This window comes from Variovorax robiniae (assembly GCF_037889955.1).
GTDB lineage: Bacteria > Pseudomonadota > Gammaproteobacteria > Burkholderiales > Burkholderiaceae_C > Variovorax > Variovorax robiniae.
In genome coordinates this window covers 292,627-308,037 of sequence record NZ_JBBKZS010000008.1, presented here as the reverse complement: position 1 = coordinate 308,037, position 15,411 = coordinate 292,627, and the positions used below count along the sequence as shown (strand labels likewise).

Below are 15,411 nucleotides of genomic sequence, written 5' to 3'. Positions count from 1 at the left end.
AATGGCTAATGAAAGTCCCGGCTCGTGTGATTCGCGGCCAGCCGACCCATCAGCGGGGTCAAATCGCGGAAGCCGGTGGCGACCACGTGGCAGACCTTGCCGCCGCTGTCGACGTCGCGCTGCCAGGTGCCCTGCACGGCCAGCAGATGCGACTGCAGCAGCGGGCCGCGCCAGGCCTCGACGATGGAACTCCAGACGATCACGTTGACGTTGCCGGTCTCGTCCTCCAGCGTGACGAAGATGGTGCCGTTGGCGGTCTGCGGGCGCTGCCGGCCCATGACGATGCCGCAGGCGCGCACGGTGCGACCATTGGGCAGGTCGCGCAACTGTTGCGCGCTGAGCAGCTTCATGCGGGCCAGACGGGGGCGCAGCAGTTCCAGCGGGTGGCGGCGCAGGGTGAGGCGCAGCGACGCGTAGTCGCCGACGATCTCCTCGCCTTCGGGGGCGGCCGGCAGTTCCAGCTTGGGCTCGTGGATGGGGACGCCCTTGAGCAACGCGGGAGAGCGGCGCTGGGCGGTGGCGTCCCAGACCTGCTGGCGGCGGTGGCCCGACAAGGCCATGAGGGCGTCGGCGCCGGCCAGGGCGGCCATGTCCTTGGCGTCGAGTTCTGCGCGCAGGGCGAGGTCTTCGGTGCTGATGAAGGGTTGGATTTCGCGGGCCCTGAGGAGGCGTTCGGCGCCGGCTTCGCTCAAGCCCACGATGCGGCGCAGGCCGAGTCTTACGGCGGGTGGGTGGGGGTTGGCTTTGCCCTCACCCCGGCCCTCTCCCGCAGGCGGGAGAGGGAGCAAAACCGGGGATTCCAGGGTGCAGTCGTTGTCGCTGACGGTGACGTCGACCGGGCGTACTTCGACACCGTGCCGGCGCGCGTCCTGCACCAATTGCGAGGGCGAATAGAAACCCATCGGCTGCGAGTCGAGCATGGCCGCGAGGAAGCAGGCGGGCTCGTAGTGCTTGAGCCAGCAGCTCACCACCACCAGCAGCGCGAAGCTCGCGGCATGGCTCTCCGGGAAGCCGTATTCGCCGAAGCCCTGGATCTGCTTGAAGATGGCTTCGGCAAAGGCGCGGTCGTAGCCGCGCTCGACCATGCCGTTGACCAGCCGGTCGTAGAAGTGACCGACGCCCCCCTTGCGCTTCCAGGCGGCCATCGAGCGGCGCAGCTTGTCGGCTTCGTCGGGCGTGAACTCGGCGGCGATCATCGCGATCTGCATCACCTGCTCCTGGAAGATCGGCACGCCGAGCGTGCGGCCCAACGCCTCGTGCAGGCCGGGCGGGTAGTTGACCAGCCTCGGGTCCTGGCGACGCTTGAGGTACGGATGCACCATGCCGCCCTGGATCGGCCCGGGCCGCACGATCGCGACCTCGATCACCAGGTCGTAATAGCAACGCGGCTTCAGTCGCGGCAGCATCGACATCTGCGCGCGGCTCTCGATCTGGAACACGCCGATGGTGTCGGCCTCGCAGATCATGTCGTAGACCTTCTCGTCGTCGTTCGGGATCTGGTGCATCTCCAATGTGGTGCCGCGCCACTTGTTGACGAAGTCGAGCGCGCGGCGGATGGCGCTCAGCATGCCCAGCGCGAGCACATCGACCTTGAGCATGCCCATGGCTTCCAGGTCGTCCTTCTCCCACTGGATGACGGAACGATCCTTCATTGACGCCTTCTCGACCGGCACCAGCCGCGTGAGCTTGCTCTGCGTGAGCACGAAACCGCCGACGTGCTGGCTCAGGTGGCGCGGGAAGCCCTTGAGCTGCTGCGTGAGTTCGAGCCACTGGCGCAGCTTGAAGGTGCTCTCGCGCACACCGGCGGCCTCCATCGCCTGCTCGAGGCGCTCGTCCTGCACGTCATGGTCGAACCAGTGGTGGTCCTTGGCAAAGGCCTCGATGAGACGGTCGTCGATGGCCAACGCCTTGCCCACGTCGCGCAAGGCGCTGCGGGTGCGCCAGCAGATGACGACGGCGGCGATGGCGGCGCGGTCGCGGCCGTACTTGTCGTAGATGTACTGGATGACCTCCTCGCGTCGCTGGTGCTCGAAGTCGACGTCGATGTCGGGCGGCTCGCGGCGCTCGCGGCTCAGGAAGCGCTCGAACAGCAGGTTGCCGGTCTCGGGGTTGATGGCAGTGATCTGCAGGCAATAGCAGACGGCCGAGTTGGCAGACGACCCGCGGCCCTGGCAGAGGATGTGCCGCTCGCGCGCGAAGCGGACGATGTCCTCGACGGTGAGGAAGAACATCTCGTACTTCAGCTCGATGATGAGGTCGAGCTCGCGCTGGATCTGGCGGCGGATCTTGTCTTCCACGCCGTTCGGATAGCGGATGCGCGCGCCCTCCCAGGTCTTGCGCACCAGCGTCTGCGTGGGGGTCTCGCCGCCGCCGACGAGTTCGAGCGGGTACTTGTAGTGATCGCGGATGCGTTCAAGATCGAAGCGGCAGCGCTCCATCACGACGAGCGTGTGGGCCAGCAGTTCCGGCGGGTAGAGGTCGGCCAGGCGCATGCGCGAACGCAGGTGGCGCTCGGCATTGGGCTGCAGTGCGAAGCCGCATTCGCCCACTGGCTTGCCTTCGCGGATGGCGGTGACCACGTCCTGCAGGGGCTTGCGGGAACGCTTGTGCATGTGCACGTCGCCGGTAGCCACGAGGGGCACGCCGGCCTGCGCACCGAGTTGCTGCAGCGAGGCGAGCCAGAGGTCGTCGTCGATCTCGTTCTGCAGCGCGACGGCAATCCACAGATGGGCGCCGAACAGCGCGAAGGCGCTCGCCACATCGGCGCCGGCAGCCTCCAGGTCCAGCATCTCGCCGGGCACGCGGCGCGGCACGAACAGCACTTCGCAGCGCTGCAGCGAGGCCACGTCGCTCGTGGCCCAGTCCACGCGGTATTCGCCCTTGGGCGCCGAGGTGTTGCGCGCGGCGGTGATGAATTCGCAGAGGTTGCCCCAGCCTTCGAGATCGTGCGCGATCGCCACGAGCCGGAAGCGGCCGAAGTCGAACTCGCTGCCGAGCAGCACGCGGAAGCCCGGATTGCGCGGCAGCTTCGGCTCTTCCGGATGTGTGCGCTCGTACTCGGTGAGCGCCTCGAGATGATCGCGCAGGCCGACATGCGCCCGCACCACGCCGGCCACCGAGCATTCGTCGGTGAGGGCCAGCGCGCGATAGCCGAGTTGATACGCACGTTCGACCAGTTCCTCCGGGCTCGATGCGCCGCGCTGAAAGCTGAAGTTGCTCAGCGCATGCAGCTCGGCGTAATCGGGCAGGCCCGGCACGATCGATGGCTTGGGCGGCACGCGCAGCGGATGCGGGATGCGCGCCTGCAGTTGCTTGTCGCTGAGTTCAGGCATAGAGGCCTTGCAGGTACCAGCGCGGCGCCTGGTCCAGGGCCAGCGGGGCGGAGAGGCGCTCGCGGTACACCCACACGAGCCCTGCCTCGGGGCTTTCGGCGATGTAGTAGTCGCGCACCGCCGGATGGCCGCCCTCTTCCTCCTTGCCGCCCCACCAGCCCGCCTCCAGCCGCTGCGGGCCGCTCAGGCGGCGCAGCTTGCCGCGGTAATAGGGATGGCCGCCGCGAATTTCCAGCGGCAGGGGTTGGCGCAACAGCCAGGGCGGATACAAGCCATCGGGTTGCAAGGCGGGCTTGGCGGCGCGGGGGCGGCCCAGCGCCGGTTGCCAAGCCTGCATGGCTTCGGGCCGATGGTCGGCCTGCGTCACCGGCACGAGCACCTGCTGCGCGCCGAGCCGCGCGCTGAGGCGTTCCACCAGTTCATGCAGCTTGTCGCCCTTGCGCGAATCCTCGGGCAGGAAGCTGGTGCTGGCGCCGGCCCAGGACGCGGTCTCCAACGTGCGCAGGCGCAGCCAGCTCGCGGGAGCGGCGAGCTGGGTGAGCGCCAGTTTCTCGCTCATCAGGCGGCGCAGGTGCGCCATGTCCTGCGTGGGCTGGGCCGTGCGCACGGTGATGTGCTGGTGCGGGGGCAGGTCGACGCCGTTGAGGCGCCGGAGATCGAGCGTCCATTCCAGCTCCAGTGCCACCGCACCGCGCTGGCGGCCGCGCAGCCAGATCTGCAGGGCGGACAGCAGGCGGTTGGCCGACCACATGAGCTCGGGCGCGGTTTCGGCGAGTGCGGGCAGTTCCAGCTTCTGCTCGAACACGTCGGGCAGCGTGAGCCAGGTGTGCTGGTCGGGGCGCAGGCCCCAGGCGATGTCGAGTGCAGTCCTCAGGGTCGTGTCGAAGCGCCTTGCCAGCCCGCCCCGCGGCAGCGCCGCGACATCGCCCCAGGTCTGGCAGCCGAGACGGGCCAGCACGTCCAGGTGCGGTTGCGCCGCGCTGAGGGTGTCGAGCGGCAAGGCGGCCGGCACATCTGCCGGCGGCTTCTGGCCGCGGGCGAACATGCGAAGGCGAGCCAGCGCGACGAGGCTGGTGGCGCCCTGGACCCGCTGTACGGGCGCCTCTGACGGATTCGACGCGGAAATCTGGCGCATCAACGAAAGTCGGCCACCCCACAGGCGTTCGCAGGCGGAGACTTCGAGCAGCAAGCCTTCGTCGAGCCAGGTGACGCGCGGCGTGAACTGCAGCGCCCACCAGCCGAGCGCATCGCGCGGGAGGCCGGATTCAGGCGACCAGCGCAGGGCGATCCAGTGCACTGGGTGCTCCTTTCCAAGCGCTCGGCCCGGCGCGAACCTCGGCCCCCACGCCCGGCACTTCGAGACCTCGCTGCCGCCCAAGTGGAATGCTCACCACCGTCGCCCCCGCCTCCACCGGCACCCCGCCCAACTGCTGCAACCGCGCCTTGCGACGCAACTGGCTGGCAGCCAGCAGCGCCGTCATGCGCCCGTTGCGCGCCGGCAGCGTGAGGGGCGCTGCGAGCGGCGGGCCGCGGCGCTTGAGCAGGTGGACCTGCATCCGGCCTTCCGCTTCCGGCACCACCTGCAGGCGCAGCCGCGCGGGCGAAGCGTTCTGCGCCACGGATTCCGGCCGGAACACGAACAGCAGCCCTTCATGCTGCGCGGCCGCCAGTTGCAGCCGACGCAACTCACCCACCCGCGCCTGCGGCAGCCAGGCCAGCACGGCCGCGATGTCGGCGCAGCGCAGCGCCTGCTCGCAGGCCCAAAGGCGGGCGCCCGCAGCCTCCCCTCGGATCCACATCAAGGCCTCCACCGGCAAGCCCCCCGCCGCAAGCGCCGGCCCGAAGGGCTCCTGCGGCGCACCGATCAGCACGACCGGCCCGCCACGCGCCTGCACCGCCTGCGCCAGCGCGGGCAGCAGCAGTTGCCAGACATGCGCCTCGGGCGCGGACTGGAGCACCTCCGTCATCGCGCCAACCGGCCAGCCGCCGCCAGGCAACTGCGCATCCAGCGCCGCATGGCCGGTCGCGACAATCTGTGCGTCGGCGCCGCCGAGCTCGTCGCCGCGCCAGACGTTGTGACGCCCCGAAGTCAAGAAAGGGTCGAGGGAAAGGAGGCCCATGATGGAATCGATAACTGTATTTTTATACAGTATTTCGAGCCCACCGGGTTTTTCTTTTTGACAGTCCAGTCGAGTCCGGAAGGGAGAGACAAGGGTATACCCTTACAGGTCTTACAATCGCTACTGACCCATCGGTCAGTTTTGGCACAAATGTTGCAACCAGATGTGTCGCGCCCCCAGGCGCTTTCTCCATGTCCCCAACAACAGTTCCCCGATGAAATTCAAAGCCGCCTCGGCGCTCGCCGCCCTCGCCTTCGCCAGTTCCTTCGCCCATGCCGACTTCCTCGACTGGAGCGACACCTCCATCGGCTACCGCTACGGGACCCAGTTCCGCGAGCCCTACAACAGGCAGGACATCGCCAAGAACATCGTCAACTTCACCCATGCCGACGGCTTCAAGTACGGCACCAACTACCTCAACATCGACGTGCTGAAGTCCGACAGCAAGGACAGCGACGCGACCGAGACCTACATCGTCTACCGCAACACGCTGGACCTCGGCAAGATCACCGGCAGCAGCTTCGCCTTCGGCCCGGTGCGCGGCCTGGGCATCACCAGCGGCTTCGATTGGAACCACAAGAACGACCCCGGCTACGCCTCGCGCAAGCAGATGGTCGTGCTCGGCCCGACGGTGATGATGGACGTGCCCGGCTTCCTCAACATCGGCGTGCTGGCCCTGTGGGAAAGCAACGAGCCGAACAGCATCGACCGCCGCTACTACTACAAGACGCACCCCGCGCTCAGCGTGACCTGGGCAATACCGCTGGGTGACACCAACCTGTCCTTCGAGGGCTACCTGAACTGGATCGCGCCCAAGGGCAAGGACGAGTTCGGCAACAACACGGCGACCGAAACCAACTTCGACGGCATCCTCTGGTACGACGCGGGCGTGCCGCTCAACTGGGGCAAGAACAAGTTCCGCGTGGGCCTGGAATACCAGTACTGGCGCAACAAGTTCGGCAACCCCAGCAGCGTCCCGGGCTCGCTCGCCAAGACGCCGCAGATCCGCGCCGAATACCACTTCTAAACACCAACGACGCATGCCGTCCGTGCGTTCTGTTCGGGAGCACCCGTGGAACCGGCTTTGCCGGGCCACTGGGTGCGCCCCCTCGAAGGGGCTGAGGGCCGCGGCTCCAAGCCTGCCTGCGCAGGCTTGGACGGCCCGCAAGAGCAGCCGCCTATGGCGGCCGCCCGGGCGCCGCAGGCGCTTCGGGGGTGGGTCAATACAGACCCTATGAGAGCGGTGCGACCCGATTCCTATAATTCGACGCGAAATCGGTTGAACCTGGAACAAGCAGTTGGATGCGCCTGAGTACACCGTGATCGGTATCAGTTTTTCCAGGTTCAATTCCGCTGCGGCGGCACACAGTGCAAAGGGCACTTCATGGAAGCGTGGTTCAGTTCGGAAATGCAGCCGATTTGCCAGTCGCCTGTGTTCGTCTCCGACGACCCCGACGTGGTCAAGCACCAGACCGCCCTCGCATTCAAGGAACACGACCTGTCCTGGGGCAAGGGCAAGGTCGATGCGGCACTGTTCGGTGCGCATGTGGGCTCGCTCTCCTTCTTCGTTCTCCAGTACGGCGCGGCCGTGCATATCGAACCGGGGCAACTCGACGGCTTCGTGCTGTTCCAGGTGCCGCTGGCGGGCTCCGCCGCGATCCGCGTGGACGGCCGGCCCGTGGCGGCTTCACCCAGCACCGGCGCGGTGATCTCGCCCAGCCTCGGCCTGGAACTCGACTGGCACGAGGGCTGCCGCCAATTGCTGGTGAAGATCCCGCGCGAACGGGTGGAGAACACGTGTCGCAACCTCCTCGACGACGAGTTGCGCCGGCCGATCGAGTTCGACCCTGAACTGCATCTCGACAACGACACGGGCCGCAGCTGGCAGCACCAGCTCGCCAGTCATTTCTGCAGCCTGCACATGCCTTCGCAGGCGCTGGCGCCGCAACTGCTGCCGGTGCAGGAAGAAGCGCTCATCCATCATCTGCTGCTGCGCCAGGGCAGCAACTATTCAGTGCGCCTGTCGCAGTCGCAACGCGCCGCGGCGCCGCGCCAGGTGCGCGCGGCACAGCATTTCATCCATGCGCACCTGTATGAAACGCTGACGCTGGAGACGGTCGCCAAGGCCAGCGGTGCCAGTGTCCGCGGCCTGTGCCTGGCCTTCCAGAAGCACCTGCAACAGTCGCCGATGGCCTATGTGCGCACCGCCCGGCTGGAGCGGGCGCGGCAGGACCTGCTCAGTGCGCCACCCGGGGCGCAGGTCACGGACATCGCACTGCGTTGGGGCTTCAACCATGTGGGGCGATTCAGCACGGCCTATCGCAAGCGCTATGGTGAATCGCCCTTGCAGACGCTGAGGGCGGCGTAGCTGCCGAGCCCGCGAGACGCGAGGTTCAGGCGGTCGCCTGCGTCATTTCGTACGCGTCCAGCAACCCATCCTCGCCCAGGCGCTCCAACACACGGTCCATGGCCGTGACAAGTTGGTCCACGTGCTCGCGTTGATGCGGCCAGGCGAGGAACACCGTCCCGCGCCCACCGATGTCCACGCCTTCCAGGATCAGGCCCATGCGCAACGCGGCCGCCAGTTCCGCGGAAGGCTTGGCGACCTCCCCGCGCGTGATCGCGAACGGATCGGAACCTCGTGGCGACAAGCCCGGCATCAGGTGCAGGCCCGAATAGCGTCCATAAGCGAGCCAGCGCACGCCCTTGCGGTCGAACATGTCGTTGAGGCTCGCGCGTGCGTAGTCGCCCAGTGCGTTGATGTGCGTGCAGACATCCTTCTCGACGATCTCGTCGATGGCCGCGATCGCCGCTGCCGCCGTGACCGGATTGCCGGTGAAGGTGCCCTGGTGCAAGACCTTGCGCGGCGACGACGACTGCAGCATGCCCATCACGTCCTCGCTGCCCGCGACCGCGCCGCCCGGCATGCCGCCCGTGGCCGCCTTGCCCAGGCAGGTCAGGTCGGGCCGCAGGCCCAGCAGGCTCTGGATACCGCCCGGTGCGATGCGGAAGCCCGACACCACCTCGTCGAGGATGAACAGCGCCCCATGCGAGCGCGCCAGATCGGCGCATCGCTGCAAGTACGCGTCGGCCACGGGCACCAGTCCGAAGTGCGAGCCCAGCGGCTCGACGATGACACCCGCGATGGACGCACCGTGCTGCGCGAACACCTGCTCGAGCGCCGCGATGTCGTTGGGCGGCACGAGCAAGGTCTTCGCCGCCACCTCGCCCAGCACGCCGGGCGCAGGCGAACCGTCGAATTGCGCGTTGTAGCCCGAGGTGGCGAAGTCATGCCAGCCGTGGTAGTGCGTGGCCACGCGAACGATGCATTCGCGGCCGGTGCGTGTCCTCGCCAGGCGCAAGGCCAGCATCGTGGACTCCGTGCCGCTGCCGGTGAATCGCACCTTCGCGGCGCCGGGAATGTGCCGGACGATGCGCTCGGCCCAACCCACTTCCAGCGGATGGCAGGCGGCGTACTGGACGCCGCGGCCCATCGCCTCGGTGACCGCCGCCGTGACACGCGGATGACAGTGCCCCAGCACCATGGCGCCATGGCCGCCGAAGAAGTCCAGCAGTACATTGCCGTCCACGTCGGTCTTGTGCACGCCGGACGCGCGGGCCACGTACAGGCTGTACGGATTGAACACGCGCGTATCGACCGTGACGCCGTCGGGCATGCTCTTGCGAGCACGTTGCGACCACTGCGCCGAAGTCGGCGTCTTGCGAAGGTAGTCGTCAATGATCATCAGTCGTACAGCGGCGTCTTGACACCGTCCTGGTACGTGTACAGCGTGAACTGCGGGTTCTTCAGGTCGCCCTTGCTGTCGAACTGCACGCGTGTCGACAAGCCGCGGTAGTTGGTCTTGGGGAGTTCCGCCATGTACTTGGCGGGGTCCGTCGAGCCGGCCCGCTTCATCGCGTCGGCCATCACCATCACGCCGTCGTAGGCATAGGGCGCGAACAGCACGTACTCCTTGGGAAAGCGCTGGTCGTACTTCGCCTTCCAGGCCTTGCCGTTGTTCATCTTCTCGACGGAAAGCCCGCCTTCGGCGCACACGACATTGGCCAGCGGCTTGGCGTTCTGGGCCAGCTTGCCGAGTTGCGTGGTGCAGATGCCGTCACCGCCCATGAGGCGCACGTCGCCCATGCCCAGTTGCTCCATCTGGCGCAGCATCGGACCGGCCTGCGCATCGTTGCCGCCAAAGAAGATGGCGGGCGCGTTCTTGGCCTTGATGGCGGTCAGGATCGACTGGAAGTCCGTGGCCTTGTCGGTGGTGAACTCATGCGAGATGACCTGGATGTGCGCGGCACGCGCCTCGCGCTCGAACACCTCGGCCACGCCCTGGCCGTAGGCGGAGCGGTCGTCGATGACCACCACGCGCTTGACCTTCAACTGCTCGGCCGCATAACGTGCCAGGCCGGTGGCGAGCGCGTTGTCGTTGGCCACCAGGCGGTACACGTTCTTGTAGCCTTGCTTGGTGAACTGGGGATTCGTGGCGCCCGGAGAGATCAGCGGAATGCCGCATTCGCTGTAGATGCGCCCGGCCGGGATCGCGCTGCCGGAGTTGATATGGCCCACCACGCCCGCGACCTTGGCATCGCAGAGCTTTTGCGCGGCGAGGGTGCCTTGCTTGGGGTCTCCCGCATCATCCTCGGCTGCGAGCTTGAATTCGATGCGCTTGCCGTCGATCACCATGCCCTGCTGGTTCAGGTCGTCGATGGCGAGCGTCACGGCATTGCGGGCATCCACACCGTAGTGGGCCATGGAGCCGGAAGTGGGCCCGACGTAGCCGATGGTGACAGTTTGGGTGGGCTGTTGCGCCCAGACGGCCACGCAAGTCGTGGCGAGACCGGCAACGAGAATGAATCGGAAAGGCTTCATTTGATTGGCTCCAGATATTGTTCGATACGAGCCCCGTAGAGCACTTCCTCCCCGTCGGTTGACTCGCGGCAATTATCGTAAATGAGAATTCTCACAAGGGAGAACATGGTTTCCACCAATGCCTCGCCAAGGCATACTGCCGCCATCGTGCCCAAGACACCTCCTCTCGCGAAGGCCCCTCCCCGAAAGGTCCGGCCACCAGCGGCCAAGCCCGTGGCGAAAGCGGCGACCACCGCCCCATCGCAGGCCACGCAGATCGACCGCCAGGCCATGGGCCATCGCATCCGCGAAGTCCGCAAGAGCAGCGGCCTCACGCTCAAGCAGTTGTCCGAGAAGTCGGGCGTGTCGCTGCCGACGCTGTCGAAGATGGAACTCGGCCAGGTGTCCATCAGCTACGAGAAGTTCGCCGCAGTCGCGCTCTCGCTGGGCATCGACATCGCCCAGTTGTTCCAGCCGGAGCCCAAGGCCAGGTCGGCGCGCAAGGTCAAGCCGACGATCTACAGCCGCTCGTCGCTGGAGTCCACGCCCAACTACATCAGCGACCACTACGACCATCACCTGCTGGCCAACGACTTTGCGGACAAGCGCATGACGCCGGCGTACAGCCGGATCCGGGCACGCAGCATGGACGAGTTCGAAGGCTATGGCTCGCATCCGGGGCAGGAGTTCCTGCTGGTGCTGTCGGGCGCGATCGAACTGTGCTTCGAGAGCGGCGAGACGGTGGCGCTGAAGAAATCGGAGTGGATCTATTTCGACAGCGGCATCGGCCATGCCTACCTGTCCACGAGCAGGAAGGACGCACAGATCCTGCTGGTCATGACGCGGCTTCAGACACCCACGTAGCGGTGCCAGATGTCCGGCGCTTCGCGCAGGTGCGCGCTGCTGCCGGTCCACACGACACGGCCCTTCTCCACCACCGTGTGATGGTCGGCCAGCGACAGCAGGCGCTCCACGTACTTGTCGATGACCAGGGCGGTCTGGCCTTCGGCACGGAGCTGGCGCAGGCAGGTCCAGATCTCCTCGCGGATGAGCGGCGACAAGCCCTCGGTCACTTCGTCCAGAATCAACAGCGCCGGATTGGTCATGAGCGCCCGGCCGATCGCGAGCATCTGCTGCTCGCCTCCCGAGAGTTGGTTGCCCATGTTGCGGGCACGCTCCTTCAGGCGCGGGAACAACGCATGCACGCGCTCAAGGGTCCACGGACCCTTGGCGCCGCTGCGGTTCGCGGCGAAGGCGATGAGGTTCTCCGTGACCGAGAGGTTCGGAAAGATCTGCCGCCCTTCCGGCACCAGCGCGACGCCGAGTCGGGCGATACGGTCGGTGGCCCACGTATCGACGCGCCGGCCGTTGAAGTGGATGCTGCCCTTGGCCAGCGGTGTCAGTCCGAGGATCGCGCGCACCGTCGTGGTCTTCCCTGCCCCATTGCGCCCCAGCAGCGTCGCCGTCTCGCCCTCGCGAATGGACAGGTGCATGCCGAACAGCACCTGGCTCTGCCCGTAGCCGGCGTCGATCGCATCGACGCGCAGGACTTCGCGGGCGTCGGTCACGCGACCACCTCGTCGCCCAGGTAGGCCTTCTTCACCGCGGCATCGACACGGATCTGATCCGGCGTGCCGGTCGACATCACCTGCCCCGCGACGAGCACCGAGATGCAGTCGGCCAACTGGAACACCGCGTCCATGTCATGCTCGATCAGCACCACGGTGTGTTGCCGGCCAAGCTCCTTGATCAGGGGAATCAGGCGCGCCGATTCCTCGGGGCCCATGCCGGCCATGGGCTCGTCCAGCAGCAAGAGTTGCGGCGCGCTGGCCAAGGCCAGGCCCAGTTCAAGCTGGCGCTGCTCGCCGTGTGACAGGCTGGCGGCAATGACCTGCAACCGATCGGCCAGGCCCACGCGCTCGCCGATTTCGGCGGCCTCGCGGAACAGCGCGGTCTCGTCGATCGCGCGCCGCCAGAAGCGCATGCTCGTACCCTTGCGGGCCTGTACCGACAGCGCGAGGTTGTCGAGCACCGAGCAGGATTTGAAGACGTTGGTGATCTGGTAGGAGCGCGCCAGGCCCAGCGCGACACGCTCGTGCATGGCGAGCGCCGTGACGTCGCGGCCACCGAAGACGATGCGCCCGCTGTTGGGCTTCAACGCACCTGCGATGAGCTGGATCAACGTGGTCTTGCCCGCGCCGTTCGGGCCGATGATGGCGTGCACCTGCCGTGGCATGACGACGAGGTTCAGGCGATCCGTCACCGTCAGGCCACCGTAGCGCTTGACCAGGTCATGGAGTTGCAGGATGGGTTCGGTCATGCCTTGCCTTTGCCTGGGAAGACTCGCTCCAGCATCCCGGCCAACCCCTTCGGAAACGCAATCACCGCGCACAGCAGGATGATGCCCAGCGCGAATTGCCAGTACGTCGTATACGCCGACAGGATCTCCTCCAGCCCCAGCATCGCGACCGCGCCCAGCACGCCGCCGGACAGGTAGCCCATGCCGCCCAGGATGACCATCACCATCAGCGTGCCCGACTGCGACCAATGCAGCAGCGCCGGCGTGACCATCATGTTCTGGTTGGCGATCAGCGCGCCCGCCAGGCCCGCCAGCGCTCCGGCGATAACCAGGCAGGCCAGCTTGTAGCGGAACACCGGATAGCCCAGCGCCTGCATGCGGACCTCGTTCTCGCGGATGGCCTGGATCACGCGGCCGAAGCGGGAGTTGATGAGCCGGTACAGCAGGTACGACGCAACGGCCGTCACCGCCAGCACGACCCAGTAGAAGACCGGCTCCGAGGCCAGGTCAAGTGCCGATGCGCCCAGCGTCGAGCGTCCCGACAGGCTCATGCCGTCGTCCCCGCCATAGGTCTTCAGCGAGGTCATCACGTAGAACATCATCTGCGCGAAGGCCAGCGTGATCATGATGAAGTGCACGCCCTTGGTCCGCAGCGACACCATGCCGATGACGAGCGCGAGCACGCCGCTGGCCACCATCACCAGCGGCCATGCGATCCATGCCGAGGCCACGCCCTGCTGCATGAGGATGCCGACCAGGTAGGCGCCGAAGCCGAAGTAGGCCGCATGCCCCAGGCTCACCATGCCACCGAAGCCGAGGATGAGGTTGAGGCTCGTCGCCGCCAGCGAGAAGATCAGCAGCCGCGTGGCGAAGCCGACGTAGAACTCGAGCCCCGTGGCCTGCGCGATGAATGGAACGGCTGCCAGCAGCGCCAGCAAGCCCAGGGCCAGCGGCGCGGAGACCGCGTGGTGCAAGGTGCTTTTCATACGGCCTTCAACCACGCGCGGGAAACAGCCCCTCGGGCTTGAAGAAGAGCACCGTCGCCATCAGCACGTAGATGAGGATGGAAGCCAGTGTCGGCCCCAGGTTCGATGCGATGTCCGCGGGCGCCACCGCCTTCAGTGCGGCGGGCAGCAGGCTGCGGCTCAGCGTGTCCACCACGCCCACGAGGATGGCGCCGAACAGCGCGCCGCGCACCGAGCCGATCCCGCCGATCACGATCACGACGAAGGCCAGGATCAGGATGCTCTCACCCATGCCGACCTGCACCGACAACACCGAGCCCAGCAGCGCCCCGGCCATCGCGCACAGCGCCGCGCCCAGCGCCACCAGCACCGTGAAGATGCGCTGGATGTTGACGCCCATGACCCGCACCATGTCGCGGTTGGAAGCCCCCGCGCGCACCTGCATGCCGAGCCGGGTCTTGACCACCAGCAGGTACAGCAAGCCCGCCACCGCCAGGCCCGCGCCGATGATGAACAGGCGGAACGCGGGGTACGAAAAGCCGGGCAGCAACTCCACCGGATTCGACAGCGAGGGCGGCGTGTTCAGCATCAGGGGCTGCGGCCCCCAGATCATCCGCGCGGCGTCGTTGAAGATCAGGATCAGCGCGAAGGTCGCGAGCACATGCGACATGTGGTCGCGCTTGTAGAGCCGCCGAAAGATGACCAGTTCCAGCACCGCACCGACGATGGCCGTGGCCACCACCGCGCCCAGCAGGCCCAGCCAGAAAGAGCCGCTCATCTCGGTGAAGGTGGCTGCGAAATACGCGCCCGCCATGTAGAGCGAGCCGTGCGCCAGGTTGATGAAATCCATGATGCCGAAGATCAGCGTCAGGCCCGCCGCGAGCAGGAACAGCATCAACCCGAACTGCAGCCCGTTGAGGGCATGCTCCAGGAGCAGAACCGAATTCAAGAACCCTCTCCCTTCCAGAAACACCGCGAAAACGGCCTTGCCAGTCCGCTGCCCCCATGCAAAGGGGGTTGGCCATGTCTCATTTTCCGCGCTCGAACCAGGCGCGTGGTCCCAGGCCCTGGTCCGGGCCCAGCACGGAATAACCGCCATCCACCGGTATGTCCACGCCCGTGATCCACGAGGCCGCATCGGAGCAGACGAAGGCCACCACGTTGCCCACCTCGGCGCCATCGCCCACGCGCCCGAGCGGATGCAACGGCGCGGCCACCGCATCGGCACGCTCGCGCGAACCTTCGCTCAGCGACTCGACCGATGGCGACCAGGTCCAGGCCGGAGACACGGCCACAACCCGGATGCCTTGCGGCGCAACTGTCACGGCCATGCTCTTGGTCAGTTGCAGCATCGCGGCCTTGGAAGCGGGATACAACGCGCGCCCCGCCGAGCCGAATTTGCCGCCGACGCTGCCCAGGTTGACGATCACACTGCCGCGCTGCATGTGCGGCAGCACCTTCTGCGAGAAGATCGCTGCCGATACCAGGTTGACGCCCAGCGTCTGGTGCCACTGCGCACGGCTCGACGCGATGCCTTCGTCCGTATAGATGCAGGCATTGTTGACGAGGATGTCGATGCGGCCGAAGCGCTCCAGCGTGGTCTTCACGCACTGGTCGATGTGCGCATCCTGCTCGATGTCCATGCCACAGAAGATGGCCTGCGCACCGTCGCGCTCGGTGAGCTCCCAGACGAGCTCATGGCCCGCATCCTTGCTGCGACCGACGACCACCACATGCGCGCCCGACGCGGACAGCACCCGCGCAATGTCGGCGCCCACGCCATGCGTGCTGCCGGTGACGATGGCGACCTTGCCTGTCAGGTCCGCGCTCACGG

13 protein-coding genes are annotated in these 15,411 nt (G+C 66.8%); 3 read left to right on the top strand and 10 right to left on the bottom strand.

Going from position 1 to position 15,411, the window contains the following annotated elements; translation table 11 throughout:
- Positions 1–5 precede the first annotated feature (5 nt).
- Genes WKW79_RS20445 through imuA form a run of 3 tightly spaced genes read right to left on the bottom strand, consistent with a single transcriptional unit; the run spans position 6 to position 5,452 of the window.
- Positions 6–3,332 carry an error-prone DNA polymerase gene (locus tag WKW79_RS20445; RefSeq protein WP_340337026.1) on the bottom strand — a complete coding sequence of 1,109 codons (3,327 nt, stop codon included), beginning with the start codon at positions 3,330–3,332 and terminating at the stop codon, positions 6–8.
- Positions 3,325–4,629, bottom strand: a complete 1,305-nt coding sequence (locus WKW79_RS20440; RefSeq protein WP_340337025.1) for a Y-family DNA polymerase — start codon at positions 4,627–4,629, stop codon at positions 3,325–3,327. Before WKW79_RS20440 ends, WKW79_RS20445 begins: the two co-directional genes overlap by 8 nt.
- Positions 4,598–5,452, bottom strand: coding sequence for a translesion DNA synthesis-associated protein ImuA (gene imuA / locus WKW79_RS20435; RefSeq protein WP_340337024.1), 855 nt, complete (start codon positions 5,450–5,452; stop codon positions 4,598–4,600). The genes WKW79_RS20440 and imuA overlap by 32 nt, the downstream gene beginning before the upstream one ends.
- 214 nt (positions 5,453–5,666) lie before the next feature.
- Between imuA and WKW79_RS20430 the strand changes: the two genes are divergently transcribed.
- Together WKW79_RS20430 and WKW79_RS20425 are read left to right on the top strand one after the other, a co-directional pair.
- Positions 5,667–6,479 carry an outer envelope protein gene (locus WKW79_RS20430; protein ID WP_340337023.1) on the top strand — a complete coding sequence of 271 codons (813 nt, stop codon included), beginning with the start codon at positions 5,667–5,669 and terminating at the stop codon, positions 6,477–6,479.
- Positions 6,480–6,836: 357 nt separating this feature from the next.
- Positions 6,837–7,820: an AraC family transcriptional regulator gene (locus tag WKW79_RS20425; RefSeq protein WP_340337022.1), complete on the top strand. Its 984-nt coding sequence runs from the start codon at positions 6,837–6,839 to the stop codon at positions 7,818–7,820.
- Positions 7,821–7,845: 25 nt separating this feature from the next.
- On the opposite strand, the gene WKW79_RS20420 is transcribed toward WKW79_RS20425, so the two are convergent.
- Entirely contained in the window at positions 7,846–9,198 is a 1,353-nt protein-coding gene (locus WKW79_RS20420; protein ID WP_340337021.1) for an aspartate aminotransferase family protein, read from the bottom strand.
- On the bottom strand, positions 9,198–10,334 hold the full coding sequence (locus tag WKW79_RS20415; protein ID WP_340337020.1) for a branched-chain amino acid ABC transporter substrate-binding protein: 1,137 nt from the start codon (positions 10,332–10,334) through the stop codon (positions 9,198–9,200). Before WKW79_RS20415 ends, WKW79_RS20420 begins: the two co-directional genes overlap by 1 nt.
- A gap of 105 nt (positions 10,335–10,439) precedes the next feature.
- On the opposite strand from WKW79_RS20415, the gene WKW79_RS20410 reads away from it, so the two are divergent.
- Positions 10,440–11,177: a helix-turn-helix domain-containing protein gene (locus WKW79_RS20410; RefSeq protein ID WP_340337019.1), complete on the top strand. Its 738-nt coding sequence runs from the start codon at positions 10,440–10,442 to the stop codon at positions 11,175–11,177.
- Here the strand turns inward: WKW79_RS20410 and WKW79_RS20405 are convergent.
- From WKW79_RS20405 to WKW79_RS20385, 5 genes are all read right to left on the bottom strand, one after another.
- Positions 11,162–11,806: an ABC transporter ATP-binding protein gene (locus WKW79_RS20405; RefSeq protein ID WP_340337050.1), complete on the bottom strand. Its 645-nt coding sequence runs from the start codon at positions 11,804–11,806 to the stop codon at positions 11,162–11,164. The two genes, WKW79_RS20410 and WKW79_RS20405, sit on opposite strands and share 16 nt — an antisense overlap.
- A gap of 71 nt (positions 11,807–11,877) precedes the next feature.
- A complete protein-coding gene (locus WKW79_RS20400; protein WP_340337018.1) occupies positions 11,878–12,633 on the bottom strand; it encodes an ABC transporter ATP-binding protein in 756 nt (251 codons plus the stop codon).
- Positions 12,630–13,598 (bottom strand): branched-chain amino acid ABC transporter permease, encoded by a 969-nt coding sequence (locus tag WKW79_RS20395; RefSeq protein WP_340337017.1) that lies wholly within the window; start codon positions 13,596–13,598, stop codon positions 12,630–12,632. The genes WKW79_RS20400 and WKW79_RS20395 overlap by 4 nt, the downstream gene beginning before the upstream one ends.
- Before the next feature lie 7 nt (positions 13,599–13,605).
- Positions 13,606–14,526, bottom strand: coding sequence for a branched-chain amino acid ABC transporter permease (locus WKW79_RS20390; protein ID WP_340337016.1), 921 nt, complete (start codon positions 14,524–14,526; stop codon positions 13,606–13,608).
- A 79-nt stretch (positions 14,527–14,605) separates the two neighbouring features.
- On the bottom strand, positions 14,606–15,409 hold the full coding sequence (locus WKW79_RS20385; RefSeq protein ID WP_340337015.1) for an SDR family oxidoreductase: 804 nt from the start codon (positions 15,407–15,409) through the stop codon (positions 14,606–14,608).
- Positions 15,410–15,411 lie beyond the last annotated feature (2 nt).